Origin of the sequence: Amycolatopsis sp. CA-230715 (assembly GCF_018736145.1) — a bacterium.
In the GTDB taxonomy this organism is placed as follows: Bacteria; Actinomycetota; Actinomycetes; order Mycobacteriales; family Pseudonocardiaceae; genus Amycolatopsis.
Genome location: NZ_CP059997.1, coordinates 1191712 through 1207547, shown reverse-complemented (window position 1 = coordinate 1207547; position 15836 = coordinate 1191712). Strand labels below are relative to the sequence as shown.

Annotated in this window: 15 protein-coding genes; 9 read left to right on the top strand and 6 right to left on the bottom strand. The window is 69.3% G+C overall.

Translation table 11 applies throughout. The features are described from left to right. Positions 1–57 precede the first annotated feature (57 nt). Complete coding sequence (locus tag HUW46_RS05750; protein WP_215546284.1) at positions 58–1020, top strand: MBL fold metallo-hydrolase; 963 nt, start codon at positions 58–60, stop codon at positions 1018–1020. A gap of 3 nt (positions 1021–1023) precedes the next feature. Then, positions 1024–2595, top strand: a complete 1572-nt coding sequence (locus tag HUW46_RS05745) for an FAD-dependent monooxygenase (RefSeq protein ID WP_442860917.1) — start codon at positions 1024–1026, stop codon at positions 2593–2595. Here HUW46_RS05745 and HUW46_RS05740 read toward each other — a convergent pair. Further along, on the bottom strand, positions 2577–3263 hold the full coding sequence (locus HUW46_RS05740; protein ID WP_215546283.1) for a GntR family transcriptional regulator: 687 nt from the start codon (positions 3261–3263) through the stop codon (positions 2577–2579). The two genes, HUW46_RS05745 and HUW46_RS05740, sit on opposite strands and share 19 nt — an antisense overlap. Positions 3264–3467: 204 nt before the next feature. On the opposite strand from HUW46_RS05740, the gene HUW46_RS05735 reads away from it, so the two are divergent. Both HUW46_RS05735 and HUW46_RS05730 read left to right on the top strand, forming a co-directional pair. Continuing rightward, positions 3468–4799 carry an MFS transporter gene (locus tag HUW46_RS05735; protein ID WP_215546282.1) on the top strand — a complete coding sequence of 444 codons (1332 nt, stop codon included), beginning with the start codon at positions 3468–3470 and terminating at the stop codon, positions 4797–4799. After that, the gene (locus HUW46_RS05730; RefSeq protein WP_215546281.1) at positions 4796–4987 is read left to right on the top strand and encodes a hypothetical protein; all 192 of its coding nucleotides are present in this window, start codon (positions 4796–4798) and stop codon (positions 4985–4987) included. The genes HUW46_RS05735 and HUW46_RS05730 overlap by 4 nt, the downstream gene beginning before the upstream one ends. Here the strand turns inward: HUW46_RS05730 and HUW46_RS05725 are convergent. Continuing rightward, on the bottom strand, positions 4974–5612 hold the full coding sequence (locus HUW46_RS05725) for a hypothetical protein (protein WP_215546280.1): 639 nt from the start codon (positions 5610–5612) through the stop codon (positions 4974–4976). The two genes, HUW46_RS05730 and HUW46_RS05725, sit on opposite strands and share 14 nt — an antisense overlap. A gap of 211 nt (positions 5613–5823) precedes the next feature. On the opposite strand from HUW46_RS05725, the gene HUW46_RS05720 reads away from it, so the two are divergent. Next, positions 5824–6921: a hypothetical protein gene (locus HUW46_RS05720; RefSeq protein ID WP_215546279.1), complete on the top strand. Its 1098-nt coding sequence runs from the start codon at positions 5824–5826 to the stop codon at positions 6919–6921. Here the strand turns inward: HUW46_RS05720 and HUW46_RS05715 are convergent. Beyond that, complete coding sequence (locus tag HUW46_RS05715; RefSeq protein WP_215546278.1) at positions 6905–7867, bottom strand: amidohydrolase family protein; 963 nt, start codon at positions 7865–7867, stop codon at positions 6905–6907. The genes HUW46_RS05720 and HUW46_RS05715 overlap by 17 nt on opposite strands. A gap of 59 nt (positions 7868–7926) precedes the next feature. Here HUW46_RS05715 and HUW46_RS05710 point away from each other — a divergent pair, with 59 nt between their 5' ends. Beyond that, positions 7927–8424: a MarR family winged helix-turn-helix transcriptional regulator gene (locus HUW46_RS05710; RefSeq protein WP_215546277.1), complete on the top strand. Its 498-nt coding sequence runs from the start codon at positions 7927–7929 to the stop codon at positions 8422–8424. A gap of 22 nt (positions 8425–8446) precedes the next feature. Here HUW46_RS05710 and HUW46_RS05705 read toward each other — a convergent pair whose 3' ends face one another. Then, complete coding sequence (locus HUW46_RS05705) at positions 8447–10021, bottom strand: hypothetical protein (RefSeq protein ID WP_254125839.1); 1575 nt, start codon at positions 10019–10021, stop codon at positions 8447–8449. Positions 10022–10052: 31 nt separating this feature from the next. Further along, on the bottom strand, positions 10053–11642 hold the full coding sequence (locus HUW46_RS05700; RefSeq protein ID WP_254125837.1) for a hypothetical protein: 1590 nt from the start codon (positions 11640–11642) through the stop codon (positions 10053–10055). A 789-nt stretch (positions 11643–12431) separates the two neighbouring features. Between HUW46_RS05700 and HUW46_RS05695 the strand changes: the two genes are divergently transcribed. From HUW46_RS05695 to HUW46_RS05685, 3 genes are read left to right on the top strand one after another with little or no spacing between them, the layout of a single operon-like run. Next, positions 12432–12881 carry a hypothetical protein gene (locus HUW46_RS05695; RefSeq protein ID WP_215546276.1) on the top strand — a complete coding sequence of 150 codons (450 nt, stop codon included), beginning with the start codon at positions 12432–12434 and terminating at the stop codon, positions 12879–12881. A gap of 10 nt (positions 12882–12891) precedes the next feature. Continuing rightward, positions 12892–13626, top strand: coding sequence for a hypothetical protein (locus tag HUW46_RS05690; RefSeq protein WP_215546275.1), 735 nt, complete (start codon positions 12892–12894; stop codon positions 13624–13626). Positions 13627–13640: 14 nt separating this feature from the next. Beyond that, a complete protein-coding gene (locus tag HUW46_RS05685) occupies positions 13641–14618 on the top strand; it encodes a hypothetical protein (RefSeq protein ID WP_215546274.1) in 978 nt (325 codons plus the stop codon). A 325-nt stretch (positions 14619–14943) separates the two neighbouring features. On the opposite strand, the gene HUW46_RS05680 is transcribed toward HUW46_RS05685, so the two are convergent. Next, the gene (locus tag HUW46_RS05680; protein WP_215546273.1) at positions 14944–15795 is read right to left on the bottom strand and encodes an SGNH/GDSL hydrolase family protein; all 852 of its coding nucleotides are present in this window, start codon (positions 15793–15795) and stop codon (positions 14944–14946) included. Between the last annotated feature and the right edge of the window lie 41 nt (positions 15796–15836).

The window sequence follows — 15836 nt, the reverse complement described above, 5'->3', positions numbered from 1 at the left end:
CGGGTTACGCTCGCGGTGCCCAGTTAATCAAAGCTTTGATCAAAAGGGGTGTGCACCGTGGCACCGAAGGCCTTCGCGTCCTCCGCCGACCTCGACCAGAAGGAACAGACCCTCGAAGTGCTCGCGGACGGGGTCTACGCGCTCACCGCGGAAGGCGATCCCAACGTCGGGGCCATCGAGGGCGAGGACTTCCTGGTCTGCTTCGAAGCGCTGGCCACCCCGGTCGCCGCGCGCGAATGGCTGGCGAAGCTGCGGGAGCACACCGGCAAACCCGTGCGGTACCTGGTGCTTTCCCACTACCACGCCGTTCGCGTGCTGGGCGCCTCCGCGTTCGACGCCGACGTGATCGTGGCGCACGAGAACACGCGCGCGCTCGTCGCCGAACGCGGCAAGGAGGACTGGGAGAGCGAGTTCGGCCGGATGCCGCGGCTGGCCAAGAGCGCGGACTCGGTACCCGGCCTGACCTGGCCGACGCTCACCTTCTCCGACCGCCTCACCATCGACCTCGGCGGCGACCGCGGCGATCTCGTGCTCCAGTACTGCGGGCGCGGGCACACCGAGGGCGACATCGTGGCGTGGCTGCCCCGTCAGAAGATCCTCTTCGCGGGAGACCTGGTCGAGGCCGAAGCCGCGCTCTACACCGGCGACGCGTTCCACCGCGACTGGTCGTCGTCCACTTTGGACCGCGTGCGGGAGTTCGGCGCGGAGGCGCTGATCGGGGGCCGCGGCGCGGTGAGCAAGGGTCGCGAAGCCGTGGACGCGGCGATCGCGCAGACCCGGCACTTCCTCGAGGTGATGATCCGCGAGGTGGGTGCGGCGCAACGGGCTGGCGGCACGCTCAAGGACGCGTTCGAGCGGACCCACGCCGCGCTGGTCGGCCAGTACGGCGAGTGGCCGATCTTCGAGCACTGCCTGCCCTTCGACGTTTCCCGGCTGTGGGACGAGCTTTCCGGGATCGAGCGGCCGGTGATCTGGACGGCCGAACGGGACCGCGCGGTCTGGGACCAGTTGCAGGACTGAGGAGTGACCGCCAACCTGGTGGCCGTCCTGGGCAACGGGCCGGTGGGCCAGACCACCGCGTTGCTGCTGGCGAAGTGGGGCGTTCCGGTGGTGCTGGTGGACGAGCGCGCCGAACGCGATCTCGTCGGGTCGAAGGCGATCTGCCAGCAGCGCGACGTGCTCGACGTGTGGGAGGCCGTCGGCGCGGGCAAGCGCATCGCCGCCGAAGGGGTCACCTGGACGACCGCCCGCACCTTCCACCGCACCGAGGAGCTGTTCGCCTACCGCGTCGCCGATCCGGGGCGTCCGGCGTTCCCGCCGTTCGTCAACCTTTCCCAGGCCAGAACCGAAGAAATCCTCGACGAGCGGATCGCCGCCGAACCGCTCATCGACGTGCGCTGGGGCCACCGCGTCACCGGGATCGACCAGGACGACGACGGCGTCACGGTGCGGTTCGACGGCAGGCCGGAGGTGCGCGCGGGCTACGCGGTCGCCTGCACCGGCGCCCGCGGCGGCGACGTGCGCCGGATGCTCGGGGTGGGCTTCGGCGGGCATTCGTTCGACGACCGGTTCCTGATCTGCGACATCCGTGCCGATCTCGACGGCTGGGCGCACGAGCGCCGGTTCTACTTCGACCCGCCGTGGAACCCCGGCCGCCAGGTGCTCATCCACCCGTGCCCCGACTCCACCTTTCGCATCGACTGGCAGGTCCCCGGTGACTACGATCTCGCCGCCGAGGAGGCGAGCGGCGCGCTCGACGCCCGCGTGCGCGCGATCATCGGCGATCGGCCGTACGGGATCGTGTGGAAGTCGGTGTACCGCTTCCAGTCGCGGATCGCCGACCGGATGCGGGTCGGGCGCGTGCTGCTCGCCGGGGACTGCGCGCACCTGGTGGCCCCGTTCGGCGCGCGGGGGTTGAACTCCGGCGTCGGCGACGCGGAGAACGCGGCGTGGAAGCTCGCCTTCGCGCTCGCGGGCTGGGCGGGGGAGGGGCTGCTGGAGAGCTACCACGACGAACGGCACGCGGCGGCCGCGGAGAACCTGGACGTCACCACCGAGACGATGAACTTCCTGGTGCCGCAACGGGAAGAGCACCGGCTCCGGCGCCGTTCGGTGCTCGCCGCCGCGGCAGCGGATCCGGCGGCACGGGCGCGGGTGGACTCGGGGCGGCTCGCGGAACCGTTCTGGTACGTCGGTTCCCCGCTGACCACCCCCGACGACCGGCGGCCGTTCGCGGGACGGCCGCCGCGCGGGGCGGTTCCCGGTGCCGCGCCGGGAATCCTGGTGCCCGACGCGCCGGCGCCGGGCGGCCGGTTCCGCGAAATCGCCCGCGGCGGCCTGCTCGTGCTCGCCACGTCCGGCGCGGACCTCGGCGTCGCGAGGACGGCGGCGAAGGCCGTCGCCGCGCCGGTGCGGGTGCTCGAACTGTCCGAAGTGGACTCGACCGGCCTGCTCGCGGAGGCGCTTGGCGCGGAACCGGGGGAGCTGTGGGTGATCCGCCCCGACGCCCACGTCGCGGCCGTGCTGCGGGCACCCCGCCACGGCGATCTCGTCGACGCCCTGCGGCGGGCGCTCGGTTACGGGGCCTTGTCTTGATCGGCTTCCCAGCTCAGGAACGCGTCGACGGTGGCGGTGCGGTGCGAGCGCGCGCGGTGCTCGATCCACTCCGCGCCCGCGCCCGTCCGGATCAGGTCGAGCAACTGGTCGTGCTCGGCGACCGAGGAGCCGGCGCGCCCCGGCACGAAGGCGAAGGTGGAGTCCCGGATGACCGCCAGCGAGGACCAGCCGCGCCGGACCACCTCGATCAGCTTCGGGTTCGGGCACCTGGCGTAGAGCACCTCGTGGAACTCCCGGTTGAGCCGGGTGAAGGCGGGCGGGTCGAGCTTGTCGAGCGAAGCGCGCATCCGGTCGTTGATCTTCGCCGCCTTCGCCAGGTCGGCCTTGGTCAGGTACGGCGCCGCGAGGGCGGTGGCGGCGCCCTCGACGACCGCCAGCATCTGCATCGTCTGCTGGTACTCCACCGGGTCGATCGCCGCCACCGTGGCGCCGACGTTGCGCTGGAAGTGCACGTACCCTTCGGCCTGCAGCAGCCGGACGGCCTCGCGCACCGGCACCGGGCTGACCTCGAACTCCCTGGCGAGCGAGCCGAGCACCAGCCGGTGCCCCGCGGGGTAGGTGCCGTCGGCGATGCGCGATCGGATCGCCTCGTAGGTGCGCTGGACCTTGTTCTGACCGTCCGCGCCCGCACTGTCCACAGTGGGCATTCGCCAGCCTCCGTTCCGATGGTTAACCATATACGATCAACGACGTCGTGGACTGGTTCCGGTGGCACGTGGCGCGAGTCGATCGAAAATTTCCCGCCAGCAAGACCGTTCCGCAAGATCATGAATGGCAAGACCTTGCCGCGCCGACGCTGATTATATACGATCCTGATTCGCTCGGCCGGACGGCACAACTTGGGAGTCGCGATGACGCGGTGGACCGGGAGTATCGACAGGGAACACCGCCGGGTGGTGCTGGCGGCGATGGTCGGCACGACCATCGAGTGGTACGACTTCTTCATCTACGCGATCTGCGCCGGGCTCGTCTTCGCGACGCAGTTCTTCACCGCGCTGGGGAAGGACGCGCTGATCCTTTCCTTCGCCACGATCGGGATCAGCTTCTTCTTCCGCCCGATCGGCGCCATCGTCGCCGGGCATCTCGGCGACCGGCTGGGCAGGCGGGCGATGCTGATCCTCACCCTGATGCTGATGGGGATTTCGACGGTGCTGATCGGCCTGGTGCCGACGACCGGTTCCATCGGGGTCGCCGCGCCGATCATCCTGGTCGTGCTCCGCATCCTGCAGGGACTTTCCGCGGGCGGGGAATGGGGCGGCGCGGCACTGCTCGCGGTCGAGCACGCCCCCGCGGACCGGCGCGGGCTCTACGGCGCGTTCCCGCAGATCGGTGTCCCGATCGGACTGCTGCTGGCCAACGGCGTGCTGGCGCTGGTGACCGGGCTGACCACCCCGGAGCAGTTCCTCGCCTGGGGCTGGCGCATCCCGTTCCTGCTCAGCGTCGCCCTGATCGTGGCCGGGCTGCTGATCCGCACCAGGGTCGCGGAAAGCCCGGTGTTCGAGGAGGTCCGCAGGCAGAAGGCGAGGTCGAGCATCCCGCTCGTCCCGTTGTTCCGGCATCACTGGCGGCTGGTCCTCGCCGGTGCGCTGGTGTTCGCGGCGAACAACGCCGTCGGCTACATGACCACCGGCGGCTACGTGCAGTCCTACGCGGTCAAGTCGCTGCACCTCGACCGGTCGACGGTGCTGATCGCGGTGATGGCCTCCGCGGTGGCGTGGCTGGTCAGCACCCTGGTCGGCGGCTGGCTCGCCGACCGGATCGGGCGGCTGCGCGTGTACCGGATCGGCTTCGTCGTCCAATTGCTGTGGATGTTCCCGTTCTTCGCGCTCGTCGACACCGGGAACATCGCGCTGCTGCACGTCGCGCTGGTGCTGTTCGCGGTCGGCCTCGGGTTCACCTACGGCCCGCAAGCCGCGCTCTACGCCGAGATGTACCCGACGAGTGTGCGCTACAGCGGCGCGGCGATCTCCTACGCGATCGGCGCGGTGCTCGGCGGCGCCTTCGCCCCGACCATCGCCGAAGCGCTGCAGACGAGCACCGGAACCGTCTACGCCGTCGGCGCCTACCTCGCGGTGGTCACCGTGATCGGCCTCGTCGCCAGCCACTTCATCGAAGACCGTCCCGGCCGCCCCCTCGGCACCGCGAACGAGGTCGGCGCCGACGGATCGGAGGTACCGAGATGACCACACCGGACAGACGCCCCGCCGAGACCTGGCTGGAAGCGGCCGCCCGCGAAGCGCACGCCACGATCGGCAGGCTGCACGCCGAAGCCCACGCGGACCTGGTCCGCACCGCGGAGCGGTACGCGGGCGAGATGACGCGACGGCAGGTTCCGCCGTCGAATCCGCCCCGCCAGGTCAGGAGGCGGTGACGCGGGAGCGCGGGTCGACGAGGGCCTGCGCGCGGGCGAGCGCCTTCTCCGGCCAGCGGCCTTCCGCGGCGGACACCACCTCGCGCAGCACCGTCGCGAGCGGTTTCGGCGCCACGTCCGGAAGCGGCGCGAGCAGGCCCGCGGCGCTGGGTGGCCAGACCGCGGCGACGTCGGTCGGGGACGCCTTGTCCGTGGCGCCCCCGGCGAGGTCGACGTTGCGCTGCAGGTCCTTGACGATCCGGACCAGGATGGCGAGCCGTTCGCCGCTGACGCAGTCCTCGAGCGCGCCCGGCCGTGCCAGTACGAGGTGCACGTCCACCGCCGGTCCCCTGGTGACCACGGTCTCGAACAGCTCCCACCTGGTCACCCCGGCCGCCACGGTCGCCAGCGACCGGATGTCGAGCACCGCGTACACCGGCCGGACGCCTTCGTGCGCGGTTTCCGGGGTGAGCGCTTCGCGCATTCTGACGGCCTGCGCCGCCTTCGAGACGAGCGCTTCCGGGGTCGAGGGCGTGCGGTAGCGCGCGGGCGCGCGCAGTTCGGGGAAATCGCCGCTGGTCCAGACCAGCGGATCTTCGACGGCTTCGCCGAGGAGTGCCTGGACGAAGCCGTTCTCGCCGTGCATCGTGATGTCCTCTCCGGGGTTTCCCGGTCGTGAATCTTCGGGGCGGAGGTCTCCTCGCGCCACCCGGGACGGCCGGAGCGCGCGCGGTCCGCATCCGAGGTTGCCGCTCCCCGGCGCCGATCGCGAGATCTTCGACCCGTTCGGCGGCTGGCGCGGATCGTGGCGAAGATCAACGGTGACGGTGTTACCGGTGGGTTCTAAGGTGGTCGTCATGGAGTGTGCCGATGGGGGCAGGGTCGCCCGGCGGCGGCGGGGCAGCGTCGTGGGCAGGTGGGTCCTGGTGGACGTGCGGCTCCAGGTGCTGGCGATCGGCGATCTGCTGTACACGGGCCAGTCGCCGAAGGGGTTGCTGACCTCGGTCGACCGGACGGTGCTGTTGCCGCAGATCATGACGGCGGCGCGCACCAGGGCGGTGCAGGACGTGGTGACGGATCTGGGCGGCGACGGCCGGTTCGCGGTGGTGGCGGTGCCCTTGCTGGATCCGGCGGACGGTGCGGTGACGGCGGTGCAGGCGTGCTACGTGCCGGTGGACGGGGTGGTGCCGGTGCGCCCGGGGGTGGGTGCCTGGCAGTGGCGGGTGGACCTGACCGACCGGCGCTCGGTGACGGCGATCTGGTCGCCGGAGGTGTTCGACCTGTTCGGGCTGGCGCGGCCGCCCGCGGTGGCGGCGGAGTATCCGGCGGGCAACCGGTTGCCCGGCTCGTACTTCTTCCACGAGCTGGTGGACGACGCGTGGTCGGGTGCGGTGCACCAGGCGATCAGCGAGGGCGTTGGCGCGACCACGGACCAGTTGATGTTCCGCGACTACCGGATCAGGGACAGGGTGAGCGGGGTCGAGAAGAACATGCGGATGGTGGGCCGCCGCCTGCTGACCGATCCGTACGCGGGTGCGACGGTCGCGGTGGCACGGGGGTGCACGATGGAGGTGGGCTCGACCGAGCACGCCTTCAACCAGCACGGCGCGGAGCCGACGGCGGCGGCGTTGTTCTCGGTGAGCCGGGATGCGCTGGCGGTGGTCAACACCGATTTCTTCCACATCTGGCAGGCGAACCGGCAGTTCGACGCGCTCGGCATCCGCGTTCCGTCGGATCGCCGGTTGCAGGACATGTGCCATCCCGGGGACCTCTCGGCGCTGTTGCGGATGCTGACGCGCGCCGCGAGCAGCCCCGGCGAGGTGGTCGCGCCGGTCGAGGTGCGGTTCGCCGAGCCTGGCCACGGCTACCGCACGCTCGAAGTGTCCGGCGTCGGCGTGCCCAGCGCGCAGGACGGCAACAAGGACGTCGCCTGCCGGTTCAACCCGCCCCGGTAGCGATCGACGCGAGGCGGGGGAAGAGCGCTTCGGCGCTGTGCCTGGCTATCGCGTCGGCCTGTCCCGGCAGGAAGTCCGGATAGGACTCGAGGAACCGGTTGTAGTACGCGCCCGCGTCCTTCGGCGCGAACGGCCAGTCGCTGCCGTAGAGCACGTGTCCCGGTGCGGCGAAGGCGAGCAGGGCGGGCAGCGCGCTGGGGCTGGCGGACAGCGCGGTGTCGAAGTAGAACCACTTCAGGCCCCGCAGGATCTGCTCCGCGTCGCGTCCGGGGTCCACCACCGTCGCGGTGAGACCGGCGAACCGGTACGCCGCGTAGGGCAGGAAACCGCCGCCGTGCGACAGCACGACCCGCGCGCCAGGGTACCGGTCGGGCACGCCGGCGAGCACGAGGTTCAACGCGGTCCGCGTGGTGTCGAAGACGTAGTCGGCGAGCGGGGCGGGCGTGCCGGGCAGCCGCGGCATCGGCGGCTGGGCCGGGTGCACGAACACGACGGCCCGGCGGCGGTCGAGTTCGGCCCACAGCGGTGCGAAACCGGGGTCGCCGAGGTAGCGGGCGCGCGCGTTGGACATCAGGACGACACCGTCGGCGCCGAGGGTGTCCAGCGCGTACGTGGCTTCGGCGACGGCGGCGTCGACATCGGGCAGCGGGACGCTCGCGAAGTGGCCGAAGCGATCGGGCCGGTCCTTGACGACCTCCGCGCTGTATTCGTTGACCGCGCGGGCCAGCGCGCGGGGGTCGTCGTTCCCGTCGAAGTGGACACCGGGCGCGGTCACCGACAGGACACCGGTGGAGATGCCGTGGCGGTCCATCATCGCGATGGCGCTGCCCGCGCTCCACCCGGGAATGGCCCAGCCGCCGGAGTTCTGGCCGCGCGCGGCCAGCGCGGCGGCCCATACCGGCGGGACGATGTGCTGGTGGACGTCGATGCGGTCGACCGAGTTCATGGTTCTTACCCTCCTAACATTTAGCATGCTAACTAAAAGATGGTGGGTAAGCTACCGCCATGCGAGCTACGGGCAACTCCTCGGCGCGTCGGCACGAGGTCACCGGCCAGGACGACGTCGAGGAGCTGGCGCGCGCGGCGGATCGGCTCTTCTACGCCATGCGGCGGTCGCGGGCGGCCACCGCGGGACGCGCCGCGAGCGGGCTGTCGCAGGCGCAGCTGGCCCTGCTCGACCCGCTGGCGGGCGCGGCGGGGAAGACGGGGCTGCCGGTCGGCAAGCTCGCCGCGGCCGCGCAGGTCAGCGTGCCCACCGCGACCAGGATGCTCAAGCAGCTGGAAGCCGACGGGGTGGTCACCCGCCGCCGTTCCCCCGACGACGAGCGCCAGGTCGTGATCCGCACGACCGCCGCCGGTGCCCGCACGCTCGCGAACATGCGGAAAGCGTTGCGGGAACGCCAATCCGGCGCGCTGTCGCGGTTCAGCTCTCGGGAACGCCGGGTGCTGACCGCCCAGCTGCACCGGCTGGCCGACGTCATCACCGAAACCTCCCCGCCGTAACGGTCCTTTGTGGACTGCCGGGTCAGCCGAAGAGCTGCCGTTCGAGGCGGGCGAGCCAGCGGGGGATGGTGTCCTGGAGCTGGCCGGGGTCGTTGGCGGGGCGGGCACGGTCGATTTCGGCGGTGACGGTGGCGCGGACCGCGTCGGCGTAGGGCGGGAGCACGAACACGTTCTCCCAGTAGCCTTCGCGCGAAGCCACGGACACGGCTTTGACGTATCCGGAGGTGGCTTCGAGGTTGCGCAGTCCGTACCGCTCGGATTGGACGGTGTCGCCGAAGGCGGTGATGATCACGACGGTGGGCCGCGCGGCGGTGACCACGGCGGTGGGGTCGGCGCCGTGGGCGATCGCGGCGTCGTTGAGTCCGATGTAGTCGATCGCTTCCCAGCCGCTGTAATAGGGAATCGCACCGGCGTCGCTGACCGCGAGGGTGCGGTGCCCCGGCGGGACCGCAGCGGTGGCGAGGCCCTTGCCGATGGCGACGTGGGAACGCTGGAGATCGGGTCCGTAGTTCGCGGTCGCGGCGAGATCGGGCGCGGTGGCCCCGGCGATCGCGGTCCAGGCGACGGCGACGGTTCCGGCGAGCGCGGCAGCGGAGCGGAGGAGCAGGCCCTTCATGGCGATCCCGGCGCCAAGGCAGAGCACGGGGAAGGCGTGCATGGCGAAGCGCCCGAGATAGTCCATGGTGGGGCCGGAGGCCGCGTAGGTCACGTAGGTCGCCGCGACGGTGGCGGTGAGCAGGATTCCGGCGGCACGGGTGGTGCGGCGGGCGATCAGGGCGAGGGTGAGCAGGATGAGGGGTGCGAGCACCTTGGCGGTGTGGACGCTCCAGAGGTATCCGGCGTCGAGGTGGCCGAACTTGACGTAGAAGGTGTTGGGCAGCAAGTGGCCGTAGAACTGCCAGCGCCACACGAAGTACCCGGCGCCGAGCACGAAAGCCGCGGCGGTGTACCAGCGCGCCGGAGCGCTGCGGCGTTCGTGCCAGATCCAGACCGCGAAAACCGGCAGCGCGGCGAGCACTCCTTCCGGTCGAAGAGTCCCGGCGAGTAGCAGGAGCGCGGGCAGTTCCCAAGCCCGGACGGGATTCCTGTCGAGCACGCGCAGGCCCAGCACGGCGACGCGCAGCAGGACGGCGGCGAACGCGGTGGTTTCCAGGCCGCTGGTGAGGTGGAAGTAGGTCGGGACGAACAACGCGAACGCGCCACCCGCGACGATCGCGCCGCCGAGCCCGGCGTGCCGTTTCCCCGCGGAGACCAGCTGGTACAGGGTGGCGGCGCCGAGCACGAGCGCGGTGAGCTTGGTGAACAACGGCAACGCGATGCCGAGAAGCGTGCCGAACGCGCTCCACACGACCCAGGCGAAGTTCGTGAACCCCTCGACCGGCTGGCCGATCAGGTTCCACACCGGACCGTGTCCCTCGGCGAGGTTCTTGGCGTAGCGGAAGCTGATGTAGGCGTCGTCGACGGTGAAGAACCACGCCGCCCAGGTGCCCACCAGGAACACCACGGCAAGACCTGCCGAGATGGCCAGCAGCGGGCGGTTCGATGATCGTCTCGGCTCGGTTTCGCGCGCCGGTTCCGTAATCGCGCTGGCGGTCATGCTTCCTCGGTTTTCGGTTGTCCGGCCGGGATCAGCCGGTGATCTGGTGCTGGAGTCGGGTGAGCCAGCGGCCGATGCTGGAGTCGTACCGGCCGGGGTCGTTGGCGGCCTGCGCGGCGTCGACGGTGGTGGTGACCGCGGTGCGCAGCGCGGGCGCGTGCTCGGGGAGCGCGAAGACTTCCTGGTAGTAGCCGTCGCGCATCGGGACGGACGCGAGGTGGATGTACCCGCGGGTGGCCTCGGCGGTGTTCAGCCCGTACTTGTCGGCGTCGATGACGCCGGGGGTGGCGCCGGTCGAGGTGATGACGACGACGGTGGGCCGCGCGGCGGTGACGACCCGGGTGGGGTCGGCGCCGTGGGCGATCGCGGCGTCGTTGAGTCCGATGTAGTCGATGGTGTGCCAGCCGCTGTAGTACGGGATCGCGCCCGCGTCGCTGACCGCGAGGGTGCGCGCGGCCTCGGGCACGTCGGCGCTGGCGAGCGCCTTGCCGATGGCGACGTGGGTGCGCTGGAGGTCGGGGCCGTAGTTCGCGGTCGCGGGCAGATCTGGTGCCACCGCACCGAAGTAGGCGGTCCAGGCGACGGCGACGGTTCCGGCGAGCGCGGCGGCGGGGCGGGGGAGCAGGCCCTTCATGGCGATCCCGGCGCCGAGGCACAGGATCGGGAAGGCGTGGTCGGCGAAGCGGTCGAGGAAGTCCATCGTCGGCCCGGACACGGCGTAGGTCGCATACGTGACCGCGACCGTGGCGATGAGCAGGAGCCCGGCGGCACGGGTGGCACGGCGGACGATGAGCGCGAGTGTGAGCAGGATGAGGGGTGCGAGCACTTTGGCGGTGTGCACGCTCCACAGATATCCGGCGTCGAGGTGACCGAACTTGACGTAGAAGGTGTTGGGCAGCAAGTGGCCGTAGAACTGCCAGCGCCACACGAAGTACGCGCCGCCGAGCAGCACGGCCGCGGCGGTGAACCAGCGCGGCGGTACCCGGCGGCGTTCGTGCCAGATCCAGACGAGGAACGCGGGCAGCGCGGCGACCACACCTTCGGGCCGCAGCGTCCCGGCCAGCAGGAGCAGCAGCGGCAGCTCCCAGTCCCGGATCCGCTGCTGGTCGAGCACGCGCAGGCCGAGCACGGCCACGCGCAGCAGCACGGCGGCGAACGCCGTGGTCTCCAGCCCGCCGGTGAGGTGGAAGTAGGTCGGGACGAACAACGCGAACGCGCCACCCGCGACGATCGCGCCGCCGAGCCCCGCGTACCGGCGACCGGTGCTGACCAGCAGGTACAGCGTCGCGGCGCCCAGCACGAGCGAAGTGATCTTGGTGAACAGCGGCAACGCGATCCCGAGCAGCGACCCGACGGCGCTCCACGCCACCCAAGCGAAGTTCGTGAACCCCTCGACCGGCTGGCCGGTCAGGTTCCACACCGGCCCGTGCCCGTCGGCGAGGTTCTTGGCGTAGCGGAAGCTGATGAACGCGTCGTCGATCGTGAAGAACCACGCTGCCCACGCTCCGCCGAGGAACACCACCGCGAGCACGACCGACAGCACCACCACCGGCACCCGGCCCCTGCCGCGAGCCGCCTCCGCCCCGTGCTCGGCCGAAGTCAGCGTGGCGGTGGACGACATGGGCGTTCCTTCAAGGTCAGGTGTGGTGGTGCCAGTCTGCGGGGCAGGCGCACTCCCAGCACGACGTCAGATCATCAGCGCCGGAAAGCGACGAGCACGATGCGTGACACCCCACGATGCTCGCGCTCACTCTACAGCGTGACAATTACCCCCTTTCGGGTCGCCATTGCGGACCAATGTGCGGATAGGTGCGGCAACGCGGCGGTGGGGCGACAGTGCGTCCGGCTGCGGATGGATGCGGACACGTCTTCGTGGGTAGATCACCGGAGTAGAGCTTGCCGAGTGATTCCTTGACAGTGCGTTGTCGGAAGATCTGTTGCGGATGGGAACAATTGATCGCGCACGGAGGGTAGGGCTTATTGAAGGCTTCGAATCGCGCAAATGTTAGCGTCTTGTGACTCATGTCACAATCTTGCGTGCATTCTCGCCACTTCGAGCGATAGCGTGGCAGATTTACTCTGCGACGGCAATGTGTCGGAGGGGGCGAAATGTGTTGGACGAGTCATGGCTGATCCCCATCTCTATTACGACGTCATCAACATCGATGATCCTCTCGCGAAAGCTCCGGAGTCGGCCGTTGAATACTGGCGAGGGCTGGCTCATTGTGTCAAAGTGGAACTGGGTCGACTCGGGTTTACGGCGATTGTTCTCGACGGAGAGTACTATCGTGTTTTGTCGGCGCCCGAGAGTCCATTTTCGTGACGTTGGCCGTGGTGTACGTTGTACCTGTAGCTGGGTTTATGGTCTGGTATGCCCGGTGGTGTGGAGATTTGAAGCAAAGGGGTGAACGTGACTGATCCTTACCTCTATTTCAATGTTCTCAAAAACCCTGAAAATTCCGTAGCGAGAGCGCCGGAACTGGCGGTTCAGTCGTGGGTTGAACTGGCAAATTACGTCAAATTAAAACTGGACGACCTGGGATTCACGGCCTCTGTCGTCTCTGGCGACAATCCGCCGATGGATGCTGTTGGTGCACTCGTTTGTGTCCATGAAATAGATCCTTTTGGTGTAGTTCTGAAATGGGGAACGCCGCTGGAGCATACTGAAGAGTACATCGAACAAGTCTTGTCGCGGCAACGCGGGCCACTGATGAGGTGTGTGGTGGATGTACGTGAGATAATTGTCAAGATGATGTACGACGTGCTTGAGCGGGCCGGCTTCGGTGTGGCAACGGAACCTGAAGGAGATGACGTGGACATTTATCGGGTTTTGTCGAAGCCTGAAAATCCCCTTTTGTGATGGTGGAGTCATGCAGGTAGCGGAGTGGTGGCGACGTGTGGTGGCGGTGAGTGAGCACCTCGCCGGGGTGGAACCACTGCAGGAGGACGAGCACGCTCTCAGGCGCGGTGCGCAGTACTACTTGCGGATCGGCGAGCTGAGCCGGGGGTTCCTCGCCGACCCCGATGTCGGTGACGCCGAGCGTGGCCGGGTGCTGGCGGTGCTGGACGACCTGCTCGGTGACGAAAGCGAGCCGGAACGCCGCGCGATCGTCCTGACGTTCCTGTGGCCCTTCGCCGGACAGTCGCGCCCCTCGGAACTGGGGGACCGTGTGCGGCGGGAGCTGGACCTGATCGCCGGGCACCGACCGGCCGGTGGCGCGAACTCTGGTGCTTGGCAGGAACTCGCGGAGCAGGCCAAGGACGAATTGGAACGCTGCGGCTTGCCCGCGACGGTGATCCCCCGTGGCGCACGGCCCGCGCCGACAGGGGTCGTGCTGTCGGTGAGCGCTGAAGAACCCGCCGGTGTCTTCCTGGACTGGAACCCGCTCGACAGCCAGTCGGATCGGTACCGAGCCCTCGTCGGGGAATCCCACGAGGACGTGTACCTGAGCGAATACGTGGACGATGTCCGGGACCTCTTCGCGCGGGCGGCGCTGGACGTGCTCGCCGCGGCCGGATTCACCACCGCGGTGCGGTACGACTTTCTCTACGGCCGGTCGCGCGTCTGCCGCGTCCTGGGCCCGCCGGAACATCCCTTCGACTGAGCGGCGGCGAATTAGTGGAGAACAAGAGCGCCATGCGGGTCCCGGTATGGTGGGACGCATTGCTGTCGGCGAGCGAACACCTCGCCGAGTTCGATGCCGAGAAAATGCGGGACTGGCGCGAGCGCTACGCTCCCGGACTTCCGGCGGACGAGGAGCTTCCTGACCGGGACCAACTGCCTCGGGGGATCCGGGTCATCACCCTGGGCCGTGAGTTCGGGTCCAATCCGGACATCGGCGCCGCGGAACGCCTTCGCGTACTGGCCGTGCTCGACAATGTACTCGGCGACACCGGTGACCCGGACCGGCACAGCGTCATCTTCATGTTCCTGCGCCTGGCGCTCGATCTCGACATGCTGCGAGAACTGTGGCCGTCACTGGGTCCCCGCATCCGGCGCGTGTGCATCTTGATGTTCACTTCGTGGCCTGCGGGCGCGCCCGACTGGATGACCGTCGACACCGATCAGGCTCCACCGTGGAATCCCGCGCTGGTCGCGCAGATCCGCGGGGACGGCCGCGGCGGGGGAGCACCGGACGACCCTCTCGTGACCGATCCCTTCGCCGTCGAACAGCTGGTGGATCCCGAGGAGGTCGTCACCATGGCGCCTCCGGAGGCGATCGCGGCCTGGAGCGATCTGGCCGGGAAGGTCCACGCGGAGCTCACGCGCGTCGGTATCAGCGCGACCATCGAGACCCAGCCCTTCGACAGAACGGCCGGCATCCACATAGACCTGAGTCTCGGGATGCCGCCTTACGGTGTCACCCTCGACTGGCACAGCCCGCTTCAGAATTCGGAGAAGTACAGAGACGACCTTTTTGCCCAGAACAGAACAGAGCTCGCGCGCTACTCGATCGAGACGCGCAGGATCCTCCTGCGGGCCGCGCTGGACGTGCTCGCCGCAGCCGGTTTCCAGACGATGGTCTACTACTACTTTCCGCACGACCGCGGCTGTGAGTACCGGGTCCTGGCTCCACCGCAGAACCCGATCACCTGAGATCCGAGCGGCTGATTGGTTCCTCGAGACGAGGTGTCCGCTGCGGACGTGTACGGGTCTTACGATCGTGCGCAGAACGCCTACGCGCACGGGAGGTCGCCCGGTGCGGCTGTGCTCATGCCCCGAAGGCCACCTTCGGGGAATCTAACGCCACTTTCTCGGCCCTCACGGGTGTGCGGGCGAGGTCGCTCATGCCCCGAAGGTGGCCTTCGGGGCGCTAGGCGCCGCGATTCGACCCTTCGCTCTCGGCCGGGCCTTCAGGTCCCTCCTTTGTGGACGGAAGACGTTCGCGGGTGGCTGCTCGGGTCAGCCACCCGCGGCCGGTTCACGATCCGGCGAGCGCCTTCGCGGCCTGCTCCGCCATGACCTTTTCCCCGGTGGCGTTGGGGTGGATCAGGCTGAGCCCGTTGGCGCCGAAGAGGGGCTCGACCCACCGCGTGGCACCGTTCTGGCAGGCGTCGTGCCCGGTGGACACCTCGCTGACGTCGACGTACACCGCCCCGGTCTGCTCGGCCGCGTTCCGCACGCTGTCGTTGAGCAGCTGCTGGATGCCGTGCAGGTAGGGCACGTCGCCGTTCGCGATCGGGAGCAGCGGGAAGCACCCACCCGTCGGCGGCAGGATCTGCAGGTACCCCGAGATCGCGACGCGGGCGTTGGGCGCCTTGGCTTTCACGGCTTTCAGCGCGCGCGTGATGTTCGGGGCGACCTTGTTCTTGATGGTGGTGGCGAAACCGTCGCCGAAGAGGGTCTTGCAGGGGCTGCCCTGGCCGAGGGTGGGGACCGCGGCCAGCGCGCACGCCGCGGCGGCACCGGCGAAGGTGTTTTCGTCGTTGCCGCCGATGGTCAGGGTGACGACGTCCGTCTTCTCCGACAGCGCGTCGAGCTGCGGCGGGGTGCCCGGGTACTGCGCCTTTTCGAAGTGGCTCGTGGTCGCGCCGCCGCAGGACACGTCGGTCAGCTCGTACCCCTTGGCGGCCGCGAGGTCGTGGCCCCAGTTCTTGGTCGACTGCGCGCACAGCGGGCTGATTCCGGGCGCCAGCGGGAAGATCCCGCTCCCCGCGCTGTAGCTGTCGCCCATGTTGACGTAGCTGAGCCCGGTGTCGGCGGCGGCCGGGGTCGCCGAGAAGGCGAGTGCGGCCGCCGCCGCGATGCAGGCGAAACGGGCTGATCGGTGCATGAATCCTCCACGGCGCTGTGTTCGGCGATGCCCCATTTCCT

Bases quoted from the DNA above. Each gene is read 5' to 3' on its own strand.
- HUW46_RS05680 (WP_215546273.1), bottom strand. From the start codon at position 15,795: ATGCACCGATCAGCCCGTTTCGCCTGCATCGCGGCGGCGGCCGCACTC.
- HUW46_RS05690 (WP_215546275.1), top strand. From the start codon at position 12,892: ATGCAGGTAGCGGAGTGGTGGCGACGTGTGGTGGCGGTGAGTGAGCAC.
- HUW46_RS05710 (WP_215546277.1), top strand. From the start codon at position 7,927: ATGCGAGCTACGGGCAACTCCTCGGCGCGTCGGCACGAGGTCACCGGC.
- HUW46_RS05700 (WP_254125837.1), bottom strand. From the start codon at position 11,642: ATGTCGTCCACCGCCACGCTGACTTCGGCCGAGCACGGGGCGGAGGCG.
- HUW46_RS05735 (WP_215546282.1), top strand. From the start codon at position 3,468: ATGACGCGGTGGACCGGGAGTATCGACAGGGAACACCGCCGGGTGGTG.
- HUW46_RS05725 (WP_215546280.1), bottom strand. From the start codon at position 5,612: ATGCACGGCGAGAACGGCTTCGTCCAGGCACTCCTCGGCGAAGCCGTC.
- HUW46_RS05730 (WP_215546281.1), top strand. From the start codon at position 4,796: ATGACCACACCGGACAGACGCCCCGCCGAGACCTGGCTGGAAGCGGCC.
- HUW46_RS05715 (WP_215546278.1), bottom strand. From the start codon at position 7,867: ATGAACTCGGTCGACCGCATCGACGTCCACCAGCACATCGTCCCGCCG.
- HUW46_RS05740 (WP_215546283.1), bottom strand. From the start codon at position 3,263: ATGCCCACTGTGGACAGTGCGGGCGCGGACGGTCAGAACAAGGTCCAG.
- HUW46_RS05720 (WP_215546279.1), top strand. From the start codon at position 5,824: ATGGAGTGTGCCGATGGGGGCAGGGTCGCCCGGCGGCGGCGGGGCAGC.
- HUW46_RS05705 (WP_254125839.1), bottom strand. From the start codon at position 10,021: ATGACCGCCAGCGCGATTACGGAACCGGCGCGCGAAACCGAGCCGAGA.